Below are 12,975 nucleotides of genomic sequence, written 5' to 3'. Positions count from 1 at the left end.
CCTAAAACAATAAACTCTCGACATCGCCTCTTGACTGCTCTAGAACATGCAAATTCACATCAACCGAACCCCGCAACTTGGTAACGCTCTCCAGGCTTCGGATGAGAGTTACTTCCATCCTCGTGTCGTCGAAGAAGTCCGTCGATTTTTGTCGCACGTGCCCTATCAAAGCACCCCGTTGCACTCGCTTGGCACGCTCGCGAAGCAGAATGGGGTCAAGGGCATCCTCGTCAAAGATGAGGGCACGCGGTCTCGCCTCGGGAGCTTCAAGGCCTTGGGTGGGAGCCATGCAGTCATTCGTTTGGTGATTGAAGAAGCCAGCATTCGTCTCGGCAGAAAAATCGAGCCGGAGCAACTTCACGACGCTGCAGTGCGAGAGGTCGCGAGCACCATGACGTTCGCCTGCGCTACGGATGGTAACCACGGCAGGGCTGTTGCCGCCGGCGCAACGCTATCCGGCGCGCAATGCAAGGTGTTTGTGCACTCCGGCGTTAGCTCCGCGCGGGCGGAAGCTATCGAAGCAGAAGGAGCAGCTGTCACCCGCACGCCCGGAAACTACGACGACTCCATCGCTGCGGTCAACGCCGCCGCCACCGAACATGGTTGGCAGGTGGTGTCGGATACTTCGTGGCCCGGCTACGAAGCCATTCCCTCGCGAGTAATGCAGGGCTATTTGGTCATGGCGGAAGAGTCGGTGCGCCAAGCGCATGAGACAGGTTCTACCCCCACCCATGTCTTCCTGCAGGCAGGTGTAGGTGGCTACGCGGCCGCAGTCGCTGCGTTCCTGACGCTCAAGCTGGGTATCAACGCCCCCCGCGTGGTCGTAGTTGAGCCGGCTCGCGCTGCTTGTCTCTTCGAGAGCGCTCGTGCTGGAGAAGCAAAGCGCATCGAGGCTGACGAGCCGACCGTCATGGCCATGCTCGAATGCTACGAGCCTTCGGCCATCGCCTGGCGAATTCTTGAGCGGACTACGCACGCCTTCATCACAGTCGACGAATCTGATGCGATCGACGCCATGCGCACCCTTGCCAGGCCGCGCGATGGCGACCCCCGAATTGTTGCTGGTGAAAGCGGTGGTGCGGGCGTGGCCGGTCTACTCCGCGCCACGCAATCTGAAGACGCACGCGAAGCATTGGGGCTCAACGAATCCTCTGTAGTCCTCCTGTTCAACACGGAAGGCGCCACCGATATTGATACGTATCGCGCCCTGATTGGCGATGAAGAGGCCACGCTGTGAAAATCGACGCTCCCCGTTTGATAGCACGCCTCGAGCAACTGGGCCAGGTCGGCAGCAATGCTCAAGGTGAAGGTCGGACCCGCCTCGCGTTGACCAAGGAGGACCGCCTCGGGCGCGACCTCGTCGCCACTTGGATGCGCGAGACAGGCGGGGAGGTTGCAGTTGACTCAATCGGAAATATCCATTGCGTTCTGCACGGACAAACTGAAGACCCGCCAGTCATGACTGGCTCTCACATCGATACGGTCCGGCGTGCAGGTGCTTTGGATGGCTGTTACGGCGTCATCGCTGGAATCGAAGTGCTGGATGCCATCGCAAAGACAGGGGTTTCGCCGCGCAAGACGCTGGTTGTTTCGGCATTCACGAATGAAGAAGGGGTTCGCTACATGCCCGACCTGCTTGGGTCGCGCGTCATGACCAAGGAAATGAGCCTCGACCATGCGATGCATCTCATTTCGACGGACGGCCAGCGATTCGGCGAAGAGCTCGAGCATATCGGCTATGCAGGCGAGATTGCGCCGTGGGCGTGGCTGCCCGGCATGTTTGTCGAGCTTCACATCGAGCAGGGCCCGATTCTCGATACGAAGGGCATAACCATTGGTGTCGTCGAAGGCGTGCAGGGCTATTCATGGTGGAAGGTTTCTGTGACCGGACGAGCAAACCACGCTGGCACGACACCTATGACGATGCGTCTCGATGCAGGGACCGCCGCGATGGCGTTGATTCGTGGAATCACGGAACGCGCCGCGGCATCGCAAGTGCCGGCTGTCGCCACGGTCGGGACGTTTTCAGTGGAGCCGGGCTCCATTAACGTCGTACCAGGCAAAGCGACCTTCACCGTCGACATGCGTGACCCGGACGACCGAAAGTTGGCCCGCGCGGAAGACGATTTGAGGGATGCGCTTGCAGCACTCGAGGAAGAAGGCTTCCAGGTTTCTGCGACGTGCACGGCGAGGAATCAGGCCGTGAAGTTCAGCACAGCACTGTGTGAGCAGATTGAGACGCTCGCGAGCGCACGTTCGCTGTCCACTATTCGCATGGTTTCCGGCGCGAGCCACGATGCACAAATGATGGCACGAGTCTGCCCGACGGCGATGATTTTCGTCCCTAGTCGCGAGGGCATCAGCCACAACCCGCGTGAATTCTCAGAGCCAGAGCACCTGACGGCCGGCGCGGACGTTCTTCTCGACACACTGGCGGAACTTGTCGAGGCATAGGAGACGCCGCAGTAGTACCACACACTAATACCCCAAAGTTTGGAGCTTAATTTATGAAGCCGGTTTTGAAACTTGCCACGCGAGCACTGATGTTCTCGCTTCTCTGCACCGTGGGCGCGCTGTCCGCTTCGGCTGCTACCATCTCGCCGGGCACGCTCACCGTTGGCAGCGATATGACTTACCCGCCCTACGAATCGCTCGACGGCACCACGCCCGTCGGCTTCGACCCGGAGTTCGTGGCGAAGATGAGCGCGAAGATGAAAGCGACGCCGAAGTTCGTCGACACACGTTTCGCAAACCTGATTCTCGGTCTGACTGGCAATCGCTACGACGTCATCGTCTCGGCGCTGTACGTCACCCCTGAGCGTGCCAAAACTCTGGATTTCATTCCCTATTTCATGACGGGCGGTTCGTTGCTCGCGAACGCAGCGAGTGGCTTCAAGCCGAAGACCATGGCTGACCTGTGCGGCAAGAAGGTCGGTTCCCTGAAGGGCGCGGCGTGGGTACCGACGTTGCATGAAGTGTCGGAGAAAACCTGTCAGCCCCCAGGCAAGGGCTCCATCGATGTGCATGAATATGACACCTCGTCTGAAGCCGCCCAAGCCCTCCTTTCGAAAGCAGTCGATGCGCAATACGATGACTCGGGTGTGGCCAAGATGATTGCCGATAAGCTGAAGGGGCGGGTTGTCATTACCTCCACCGGTGCGATGAATCCCGTGGTTTGCGGCATTGCCATCAAGAAGGGGAACGACGCGGTCAAGCAGCAGGTCGCTAGCGCTTTTGACGCCATGAAGAAAGACGGCGAGTATCAAGCGTTGCTCAAGAAGTACAACCTCGTCGAGCCGACCGCACAGGATGTTGTGCGAGCGCTGGGCGATGCAAAGTAAGTGAAATGTAGCAAGGGAAGCGGCCAATTTTCATATGGCCGCTTCAAACCGGAGTGAGAGAATGGATTTCGATTGGCACTATGCCTTATCGCTACTGTCGTACAAGGCCTTCTGGGAGGCGACGTGGACGGTGGTAGAGCTCAGCGTTCTGAGTTGGGTCATCAGTATTGTGGTGGGGTTCTTCTTCGCTCTGGGTAAGCAGTCTTCGATTCGTGCTGTTCGTATCGTCTGCCGCGCATATGTCTGGTTCTTCCGCAGTCTGCCGCTTCTGGTGCTGCTTATCTTTGTCTACAACCTTCCCCAGGTATTCCCGTGGACAGGCCCTTTGCTCTCCAACCCCTTCTTCGCAGGGTTGATTGCGCTAGCCTTGAGCGAGACCGCATATGTGGCAGAGATTCATCGCGGCGGACTCGCTGCCGTGGCGAAGGGACAGGTTGAGGCTGGGCGCGCCCTTGGAATTGGCTATCTTGGCATGCATCGCCTGATTGTCCTTCCGCAGGCATTCCGTGTTGCGCTGCCTACGCTGATTAACGAATACATCACCATCGTCAAGCTAACCTCGTTGGTGTCCGTGATTTCACTCGGCGAAATCCTGCTGGTGGGCGAGCGCTTGTACACGCAGAACTTCAAGGTTTTGGAAACGATGCTTGCGGTAGCTTTTTACTACGTCGTCGTCGTTACAGTGTTCGGCTTCCTGCTCGGTTACGTCGAGAAGAGGATGGACTTTACGCGCCGCACCACGCAGATGTCGAAGGACCAACCCGTCCGCGAGAGCAGCGTTGTGGCCCTCGACAGCGCAACCCGCGAAGCGAATCGCGCGAAGCCTGCTATCGAATCAATCCACATTCACAAGAAATACGGTGACCATCACATCCTGAAAGGTATAGACCTTCGCGTCAATAGTGGTGAGGTCATCTCAATCATTGGCCCTTCGGGGTCGGGCAAAACATCGTTTATCCGCACACTTAACGGCCTTGAAGCCATTGATGATGGCGAGGTTCGCCTGCATGGCAAACCGTTCCTGTGGTCGCCGAATGGCACGCACGGAAAGCTTCCTCGGTCGCACTATCGCAATGGCATCGTGAACATCGGAATGGTGTTTCAAAGCTTCAACCTGTTTCCGCACCGCACCGTTCTGGAAAATCTGACGCTGGCCCCGGCTTACCATGACCGCTCGTCCAAGGAAGAGCGCAAAGAGAAGGCGGCCAAACTTCTGGCAAAGGTTGGACTCGGCGCTCATGCGAACAAGTATCCACATCAACTGTCTGGCGGTCAGCAACAGCGAGTAGCTATCGCGCGAGCTCTGGCGATGGACCCGGCCATCGTTCTCTTCGACGAGCCTACTTCGGCGCTTGACCCGGAACTCGTCGGTGAAGTGCTGAAGGTTATCGAAGGTCTGGCCCGCGAAGGGATGACCATGCTCATCGTTACGCACGAAATCGACTTCGCGATGCGCATTTCCGACCGGGTTGTCTTTATGGAAGGTGGGCACATCGTGCATGACATGCCGCCGGCCGAGTACGAGTCATTGGGCCGCGACTCGCGAGTCGGAAAATTCCTGAAGGGTTATCAACTGGAGATGAGTGCCTGAGCCATCGGCACATCACTCCCTGTCTAGCTATCGTAAGCGAGGTCATTGTGAACGTTCTTCCTTTCCCCAAAGCCGAATTCGCCAGCCGTATTGAACGCGTGCAGAAAAGCATGCAAAGCCACGAGCTCGACGCGCTGGTTATCACCGCCCCCCCGAATTACCGTTACTTCACAGGCTACGACACCCAGTTCTGGGAGAGTCCCGCTCGTCCATGGTTTCTCGTTATTCCTGCGAGCGGCGAGACCATTGCCGTCGTTCCGGAGATTGGCGAACCGGTCGTCGCAACGTACGCGGTCGGAAGCATCCGTACTTGGCCGGCCCCGCGGCCTCAGGATGAGGGTGTCTCCCTTCTGTCGTCCACGCTCAAGGAACTGCCTCGGCGGTTCGGTCGTATTGGCTTCGAGCTCGGCCGCGAATCCGTACTGCGCATGCCGGTCAGCGATTTCTTCCAGGTTCAGAAGAACGTAGGCCCGATTGAACTCGTGGATGGCTCTCCTTGTATCTGGGAAGTGCGAAACATCAAATCGCAAGCCGAGATTGAGACGATTCGCACGTCTGGCCAAATCGTCAGCCGCTCGTTTGAAGTGCTGCCGAATTTCGCACGCAAAGGCATGACGGAAGCGGAAGTCTGCCGCCAGATGACTGTCGACATCATTAATCGTGGTGCACATGCCGTCCCGTTCTTGGCATGCGCATCGGGCGAAGGCGGCTATCCGGAAATCATCTCCCGTCCGAAAGCGCGCGAACTGGTCGATGGTGATGTCCTTATCATCGACGTGGGCGCTACTACCCATGGGTACTTCTGTGATTTCGACCGGAACTACGCGGTTGGAAAGATTTCCGATGCCGCGGCGAAGGCGCACGAAGCGGTATGGCTGGCTACCGAAGCAGGCATCAATGCAGCGCGACCGGGAACAAAAGTCAAGGACCTTTGGCGCGTCATGATGGACGTTATGGAACCGGCTGGCATGCGCGGTAATAACGTCGGCCGTCTCGGCCACGGTCTTGGCCTGCAACTTACTGAGCCACCTTCAAACAGCGCACACGATGACGCCGTGCTCGAAGTCGGCATGGTCATCACGATTGAACCGGGAATGGAATACGCGCCGGGCAAGATGATTGTTCACGAAGAGAACATCGCTATCACGGCAGACGGTGCAGAACTGCTCACGACTCGTGCTCCCCGCGAGATGCTGGTAATCAACTAAGCTCAGCCGCTGCGTTCGATCGATGAACGCTTGATTGGCGATGAACGGCGGGCGTTTGCGACGGGCACGCCGGGTCGGCTTGACACCAATAGGGCCGCTACCGCTGGTACACAATACGTGTGATAGAAAAGGACGCTGGCTGTCCGGCTATCCGAAGTGGACCCGCAAAGCGACATCGACCCTGATCGGCCGACGGACCGCTCAGGGTCGGCAAGGGAAGCTCATTGGTCGACACGATAAGCGGCGAGCGGCACACGTGCTAGGAACTTCGGAGGTCGGCCATGGGCGATTGGTCGAGGTCGGCGTCCCATTCGGCTAACGAAGGCCCCGGCCGCCCTCGCTGAATGGCCATTGTTCGGTAAGGTAATTGCCGTTGGGACCGCCTTAAGCCGCCAGTAGCGGACCTTCATCTGTTTAGGCAAGAGTGAGGTAGTCGAGATAGCCTTCGGGCCCTTGGGTGAACCACAACGTGCCCTTATCGGCTGCCAACGGGGCGCCTGCACTGAAACGCCGCGGCAAATCCGGATTAGCGATGAATGGTCGACCGAAGGCGACGGCGTCCGCCTCGTCGCCGTCGATAGCCGCCGTCGCACGATCGAGACCGTAATCGGAATTGAGGATGGTCACGCCTGCGAACGCCCTCCTGATTGCTGGCGCGAAGGGCGGCCGATCAGACGCACCAAAGGTCCCGTCCTTCGGCGGCTCGCGTAGTTCTAGATGCGCAACGCCGAGTACCGAAAGGGTTCGAGCCGCCGCAACGAACACGGTTTCCGGATCGCTGTCGCGCACACCCTGGTCCGTGCCATTGGGCGTGAGCCGTACCCCCGTGCGGCGAGCACCGGCTATTTCGATCACCGCCTGCGTAACTTCCCTGAGCAGCCGGACGCGATTCTCGATTGTGCCGCCGTAAGCATCGTTTCGGAAATTGGTGCCGTCACGCAAAAACTCGTCGATCAGATAGCCGTTGGCGGCGTGCACCTGCACCCCGTCGAATCCTGCGCGCAATGCATTTCGCGTAGCACGGCGAAAATCGTCAAGCAGAGCAAGCACTTCGTCTGCGCGCATGGGTCTGCCCGCAACGTACTGCCGCTTGCCGCTATAGGTGTAGAGGTGCGTTAATTCTGCTACTGGGTGCACTAATTCCGCTAATGCACCTTCTCGGGCAATTTTCAATGTCTGCGGGGAATTTGCTTCCCAGCGTAAGCAGCGTTGCGCATTAAATTCCTGCGGAACACTTGCTGTCTAAGTCGTGCGCCTCTTCCCCTGTGTTCCTCCAATGCTGCGACCCCGGAGTCCAGCCCGATTGGTTTCCAGCGAAATAGGGGCTATGCCACGGTCTTCTACCAGACTTCGAGAGTAGTGCGGAGTGCAAACGCTCGAGCGCCAATTTGAACATCTCCGCCTGCGCGCGTCGCTATATCGTCTAGTCTGCGGTAGCAATATAAGCGCACCGGACTGGGGTAGTAGCAGAATTAGCGGCCACGGCACAGGGAAACGTTGCGCCCCGGCAACAGCATCAGAGGATTCGAAAAGTCACATTAGTGCCTATAAAATCAACGAGTTGCTGGCTCTTTCTCATTAGCGTTATTAGTGCACTTCGTAGCAAAATTAATGGACCTCAACACCATGAGCGAAGCCTCGGCGCACGCGTCGCCGACGACGTTGATGCGAGGCCACTTGACGTCACCTTTCGCGCGGCGGGCGAGCCGGTCGCCATCGTGGTGGGCGGCGATCCGGCCGTGCCGCGTCTGGCACCGTTCGAGCAGCTTGCCGTGCCGGCTGAGTTATCGGGCGGTGATCGACTCCATCGAGGCATCAACCGCGCGGGCAGCTTCGCCTTCATTCGTGCCGAGCACGATCTGGCCGCCGTGCACGCCTACCTGCACCGGTATCGCGATCGGCCGGTTACGCTGCGAGCCTAAACGCGCGAGCTTGAACAGCTGATTTTGTGGAGCGTGGTCGTTCGACAAAAGCCGCTTTCGTCGCTGCTGGTGGAAGACTGCGAGGCGTACAAGGATTTTTTTGCGAGCGCCGATTGCGAGCTTCACAGGACCTAAGCGTCCGCGCACGAGCGGCCGTTGGCGGCCCTTTGCGGCAGAAGGCTTATCGGCCGACAGTCAGGCGTATGCAGTGCGCGTGATTCGCGCGGCGTTCGCGTGGCTGGTCGAGGTGCGCTATCTCGCCGGCAATCCCTGGAGCGCGGTGCATGAACCGGCGACGGTCATCCGCGAGTCCGCTGTCCAGGTTCACCGCGCGCTACCCGCCGATCTCTGGACGCGCGTACGACGACTGCTCGATAACCGTTGCACGGCTCCGATTCTGCCGTCATCAACGGAGCCGAGGGAGGCAGGGGCGCATTTGAGCAAGCAGGCGCGGGCGCGTGTGGAGCAAGAAGCGGCGCCTCAGTGGCGTGCGGCGCGGGCGGCCATTCTCTTGATGGGCGACTCGGGACTGCGTCGCGTGGAAGCGGCTCAGGCCCGGCAGGAAGATCTGCGGCCTTCTGACGTCAGAAGTGAGTCATCGACACCAGCGCGACGTCCATCAGAGGAGGCGCCTGCCACAGGTGAAGCATCTGCGTCGCGTCCTCGAACCGTCTGGACCCTGACGATTGTCGGCAAGCGGCGCAAGCAGCGCACTGTGCCGGTGAGCGGCGCCACGCTTGATGCACTGCGCGCCCACTGGGCCGACCGCGATCGCAATTTGGATAGTCAGGCGCACGGGCCGCTGATCGCGCCACTCTGGATTCCGGAAACTAACACTGCACAGAATCGGCATGCGACTGACGACCTCGACGTGGCCTACACGCCAGACGCGCTCGGGCGCCTTGTGCGCACGGCCGTCCGGCGACTCGTGGTTGCGCTGCGTGCGGATCCTGCTTCGCTAAGCGAGATAAGCACCGAAGACCTGGTGCAATTGGTCAATACCTCGGCGCATGCCTTTCGCCATACGTTCGGCACGCGCGCCGTTGCACGAGATATGCCGACGGATGCCGTCCAGTCGATCCTCGGACACGCATCGCTACAAACCACGTCAATCTACGTCAAAGCAGAGAAGCGGCGCATGCTTGAGGCAGCTGCACGGTACTACGCAGATGACGATGCGCAATAATCAAACCATTCGTCTCCTATTGCAACATCCATTGACGTGCAAGCTACGTATTCGCATAACCGGCGCCACCCTGGCGCAGCAGCTTCAATTGCAATACAGGTCCGGCTAAGCCGTCGGCGGATTTATACCCACACCTGGCAGATCAGCATGTTTGCTGTGCTCGACGCGTTGGGCCCGGTAAATCCCCGTGTGCCCGGAGAACAAGTAGGCCACCACGCATGCAAGCCCTGCATACACACCAATATCGACCCCAAATAACTCGATGGCCATGACCGTGGAGGCGATAGGCGTGTTCGCGGCGCCGGCAAATACGGCGACGAAACCGAGCCCGGCGAGGACTGGAAAGGGCAGGGCCAGAACGTGAGAGAGCGCGTTGCCGAGCGTCGCGCCGATGTAAAAGAGTGGCGTGACCTCGCCCCCCTTGAAGCCTGACGCTAACGTGATCACGGTAAAGCCAAATTTTCCGACTGACGTGTAAAGGGGAAGCTGCCGGTGAAAAGCTTCCACGATTGTCGGTATGCCGAGCCCGAGAAACGGCGATGTTCCCGGTACCAACGAAGCAAGCGCGACGGCGATGCCACCCACGAACGGACGGGCCGGCGCGTACTTGACGATTCGCTTGATCAACCCCGACAATCCATGCGTCGCGTCGGCAAACAGCATCCCCGTAATCCCGAAAATCATCCCCGCCACGATCACGTATCCCAATCCGCTTAGGCTGACCGGTGGAATGAACGGGATCGAATAAACGGTGTGATGAATTCCCCAGGCGCGTGTAACCAGATCGGCGGAAATTGACGCAATAAAGCAGCTGAGCAAGGCGTCGTATCGCAAACGTCCAATCGCCAGGACCTCGAGGCCGAACAGCGCGCCTGCGAGCGGGGTGCCGAACACTGACGAGAATCCTGCTGCGATGCCGCCCATCAGCAGTATCCGGCGGTCCTCGCGGCTAAGGCCGAAGCGGTGTGTCACCTGATCGGCGAGTGCGCCGCCCATCTGCACAGCCGTGCCTTCGCGCCCCGCTGAGCCACCAAACAAATGAGTGATCACCGTTGCGATCAACACCAGCGGCGCCATGCGCTTTGGAACGATTTTCTTCGGATCGTGGATTTCGTCGATCAGCAGATTATTTCCGCCTTCGACACTGGCCCCGATCCGCAAATAAACCCAGCCGACACAAAAGCCGGCGACGGGCAGCAGCCCGATGAGCCAGGGGTTCGCCACGCGAGTGTTCGTGGCGATATCGAGCGCCCAAAGAAAAAAGGCTGAGGCGCTTCCCGCCAAGGCACCGACGAGACCCGACAGCAAAAGCCAGCGCGCCACATGCGGCAGCATTAGGAGCTGCTCGGGAAAGACGAAACGTTTCATGAATTTCCAAGTTTGAAGAACTCAAACCTGGGCGGCGAAAGCCGCGAGGGAAGTGCGCCGAACGCGCATGCCTACGGATTCCTGACCCAGGAACGCGTAGGCATCATTAGCTGGCTTAATTAGGCGACTCAATCAGGTAAGTCAGCTACGTAACTAATCCAGCGGTTTGCGATGAGCTGCAGGAGGAATGCCATCTCCGTGAGCGCAATTGTAAAAGAATTCGGAGTGGGCTGTCGAGCGGGAATTCCGCACCGGGCGCGCTTCCTGCACTGCGGAGAGGGCCGTAACCCCTCTTCCCAAACGCAGATTCAACGCCGGAGATACGAATGACACCAGCTGCGCTCGACAAGCGAATCCATTCCACATCGCCGCTCAACGCAGAGCCGGCACTCAAGCGTTTGATCGCCGGCATGCATACGACTCAAGACGACTTCTACGTTCGCAACCACGGCAATGTGCCGGTGATTGACGAGACGCTCCACCGGATTTCGGTCTCAGGCCGAGTAAGCCGTCCGATCAGCCTCTCACTGAACGATTTCAAAAGCCGCTTTGAGCGTGTATCCGTCAGTGCGGTGATGCAATGCGCTGGAAACCGGCGTGCTGACCTGCTGTCGGTGAAACCCGTCTCGGGTGACCCATGGGCGCCGGGGGCGATTGGCAATGCGGTTTGGACCGGTGTGAGGCTCAACGACGTGCTTGAATCGGCCGGCATCATGTGCAGTGGAGAAATGCACGTGGTATTTGCAGCGTGCGACGACTGCGAAGCAGAAGGCAAACGCTTCCGCTATGGCGTGTCAATTCCGGCAAGCAAAGCGCTATCGGGCGATGTGCTGCTCGCCTACGAAATGAACGGCGAAGTGTTGAGCCCGGAGCATGGGTATCCATTGCGCGTAGTGGTTCCAGGATACGCAGGCGTGCGTAGTCCGAAGTGGCTGGCATCGATCGAGGTGCGCGACAAACCCTCGGACAATCACATGCAGCAACGCGAGTACAAATTGTTCCCCGCTTCCGTCGATGAAACCAGCGCGGACTGGGAGAACGGGACGACGATCAACGATATGCCGCTGAATTCAGCCATTTGCGAACCGAACGAAGGAGCAACCTTGTGCGCAGGTCCTGTCCGGGTCGCCGGATACGCCGTGGCGACGGGAACATCGGTGGCGCGCGTAGAAGTGTCGTCAGATGACGGTGTGACGTGGACACAAGCCGCACTCAACGTCGCGCCTGGCACCCCGTGGAGCTGGACGCTCTGGAACGTCGAGCTGGCGCTGCCGAAGGGCACGCATGAACTCTCAGTGCGCGCATGGGACTCGGCCGGGCAGACTCAGGTATCGCAGGTAGCTGATGTATGGAATTTCAAAGGCTATCTAAGTACAGCGTGGCATCGGATTACCGTCACCGCACAATAAGGGAGCTGAAGCGGGCGGGAAATTGTTCATCAAATAGTTTGACGAAAGCCTCCGTGCTGGGCGCAAACGATCTGCCTTTCAACCACACCACATGCAGCGAGCGTTTGATATCGACGCCCATGACCTTTAGCCTGACGAGATCGCCCCGCGCGATTTCATCTGCGACACTCAACGACGAAACATAGGCGATGGCTTGGCCCGATAACAGCATCCGCTTGATGGCCTCGGTATGGCTGACCGACATGAGTGGGGTCATCGACAAGCCTGCGCGTTTATACGCCTCTTCCACGGCAGCCCGCGTTCCGGAGCCGAGCTCGCGCAGGATCACGGCTTTGTCGGCCAGTTCGCGTGCGGCGAATCTCCGCTTCGCCAATGGATGCCCGACTGCAGCCACCGCAATGATTTCATCCGCACCGATAACGTTAGCATCGAAGACAGCGGCATCGTAGGGGTCTTCGATAAAGCCCAGTCCGAAAGCGTGTGCCAGGAGTCCCTGTTCGACTTGTTCGGTATTGGCCACCGTCAGCTCCACTGTGACCTTGGGAAAAAGGACATTGAACCGCGCGATCACTGCGGGCACCAGATATACACCGACGGTCGCACTCGCCCCGATCAGCAACTGACCTGCAGTTAATCCCGCCAGTTCGGTCAACTCGCGTTCCGCTGCTTCCGACAACGCGAATATCCGGGTCGCATATTCCTGCAGCGTTTTACCCGCTTGAGTGAGCGCAACGCCTCGTGGCAACCGGTCGAAGAGGGTCACGCCCAGACGCTCCTCGAGCTCCCTGATCTCGCGAGTCACAGCTGGCTGACTGACGTGCAGACGTTGTGCGCCAGCGCTGATTGAGCCCGCGCGCGCGACTTCGTGGAAAGCCAGCAAGTGAACGAAATTCATGCCTATTTGATATGGGAGAGATACGGAATATGTATTTTAAGTATATCGACAATCT

Annotated in this window: 11 protein-coding genes and 1 riboswitch; of the genes, 7 read left to right on the top strand and 4 right to left on the bottom strand. The window is 58.9% G+C overall.

The features are described from left to right. Nucleotides 1–46 precede the first annotated feature (46 nt). The 5 genes from ACYQ47_RS17915 (at nt 47) to ACYQ47_RS17895 (ending at nt 6,140) form a co-directional block, all read left to right on the top strand. Nucleotides 47–1,237 carry a diaminopropionate ammonia-lyase gene (locus ACYQ47_RS17915; RefSeq protein WP_459906262.1) on the top strand — a complete coding sequence of 397 codons (1,191 nt, stop codon included), beginning with the start codon at nt 47–49 and terminating at the stop codon, nt 1,235–1,237. Beyond that, a complete protein-coding gene (locus ACYQ47_RS17910) occupies nt 1,234–2,454 on the top strand; it encodes a M20 family metallo-hydrolase (RefSeq protein ID WP_459906261.1) in 1,221 nt (406 codons plus the stop codon). Before ACYQ47_RS17915 ends, ACYQ47_RS17910 begins: the two co-directional genes overlap by 4 nt. A gap of 110 nt (nt 2,455–2,564) precedes the next feature. Beyond that, the gene (locus ACYQ47_RS17905; RefSeq protein ID WP_459906260.1) at nt 2,565–3,341 is read left to right on the top strand and encodes a transporter substrate-binding domain-containing protein; all 777 of its coding nucleotides are present in this window, start codon (nt 2,565–2,567) and stop codon (nt 3,339–3,341) included. A 61-nt stretch (nt 3,342–3,402) separates the two neighbouring features. Next, entirely contained in the window at nt 3,403–4,932 is a 1,530-nt protein-coding gene (locus ACYQ47_RS17900; RefSeq protein WP_459906259.1) for an amino acid ABC transporter permease/ATP-binding protein, read from the top strand. A 47-nt stretch (nt 4,933–4,979) separates the two neighbouring features. After that, a complete protein-coding gene (locus ACYQ47_RS17895; protein ID WP_459906258.1) occupies nt 4,980–6,140 on the top strand; it encodes a M24 family metallopeptidase in 1,161 nt (386 codons plus the stop codon). Between the two features lie 414 nt (nt 6,141–6,554). Here the strand turns inward: ACYQ47_RS17895 and ACYQ47_RS17890 are convergent, their stop codons facing one another. After that, nucleotides 6,555–7,277: an oxidoreductase gene (locus ACYQ47_RS17890; protein WP_459906511.1), complete on the bottom strand. Its 723-nt coding sequence runs from the start codon at nt 7,275–7,277 to the stop codon at nt 6,555–6,557. A 647-nt stretch (nt 7,278–7,924) separates the two neighbouring features. Continuing rightward, complete coding sequence (locus tag ACYQ47_RS17885) at nt 7,925–8,188, bottom strand: hypothetical protein (protein WP_459906257.1); 264 nt, start codon at nt 8,186–8,188, stop codon at nt 7,925–7,927. Between the two features lie 88 nt (nt 8,189–8,276). Between ACYQ47_RS17885 and ACYQ47_RS17880 the strand changes: the two genes are divergently transcribed. Continuing rightward, entirely contained in the window at nt 8,277–9,248 is a 972-nt protein-coding gene (locus tag ACYQ47_RS17880; protein WP_459906256.1) for a tyrosine-type recombinase/integrase, read from the top strand. A gap of 105 nt (nt 9,249–9,353) precedes the next feature. Here ACYQ47_RS17880 and ACYQ47_RS17875 read toward each other — a convergent pair whose 3' ends face one another. Further along, nucleotides 9,354–10,616, bottom strand: coding sequence for a voltage-gated chloride channel family protein (locus ACYQ47_RS17875; RefSeq protein WP_459906255.1), 1,263 nt, complete (start codon nt 10,614–10,616; stop codon nt 9,354–9,356). A 90-nt stretch (nt 10,617–10,706) separates the two neighbouring features. Next, nucleotides 10,707–10,823, bottom strand: a riboswitch (Fluoride riboswitch). A 119-nt stretch (nt 10,824–10,942) separates the two neighbouring features. On the opposite strand from ACYQ47_RS17875, the gene ACYQ47_RS17870 reads away from it, so the two are divergent. Then, entirely contained in the window at nt 10,943–12,025 is a 1,083-nt protein-coding gene (locus ACYQ47_RS17870) for a molybdopterin-dependent oxidoreductase (RefSeq protein ID WP_459906254.1), read from the top strand. Here ACYQ47_RS17870 and ACYQ47_RS17865 read toward each other — a convergent pair. Continuing rightward, a complete protein-coding gene (locus tag ACYQ47_RS17865; protein ID WP_459906253.1) occupies nt 12,012–12,920 on the bottom strand; it encodes a LysR family transcriptional regulator in 909 nt (302 codons plus the stop codon). The two genes, ACYQ47_RS17870 and ACYQ47_RS17865, sit on opposite strands and share 14 nt — an antisense overlap. Nucleotides 12,921–12,975 lie beyond the last annotated feature (55 nt).

The organism is Caballeronia sp. HLA56, from assembly GCF_054655155.1.
This window is presented reverse-complemented; position numbering and strand designations above follow the sequence as displayed.

Coding starts and splice junctions, on each gene's coding strand:
- ACYQ47_RS17915 (WP_459906262.1), top strand. CDS start 47: ATGCAAATTCACATCAACCGAACCCCGCAACTTGGTAACGCTCTCCAG.
- ACYQ47_RS17900 (WP_459906259.1), top strand. CDS start 3,403: ATGGATTTCGATTGGCACTATGCCTTATCGCTACTGTCGTACAAGGCC.
- ACYQ47_RS17875 (WP_459906255.1), bottom strand. CDS start 10,616: ATGAAACGTTTCGTCTTTCCCGAGCAGCTCCTAATGCTGCCGCATGTG.
- ACYQ47_RS17870 (WP_459906254.1), top strand. CDS start 10,943: ATGACACCAGCTGCGCTCGACAAGCGAATCCATTCCACATCGCCGCTC.
- ACYQ47_RS17865 (WP_459906253.1), bottom strand. CDS start 12,920: ATGAATTTCGTTCACTTGCTGGCTTTCCACGAAGTCGCGCGCGCGGGC.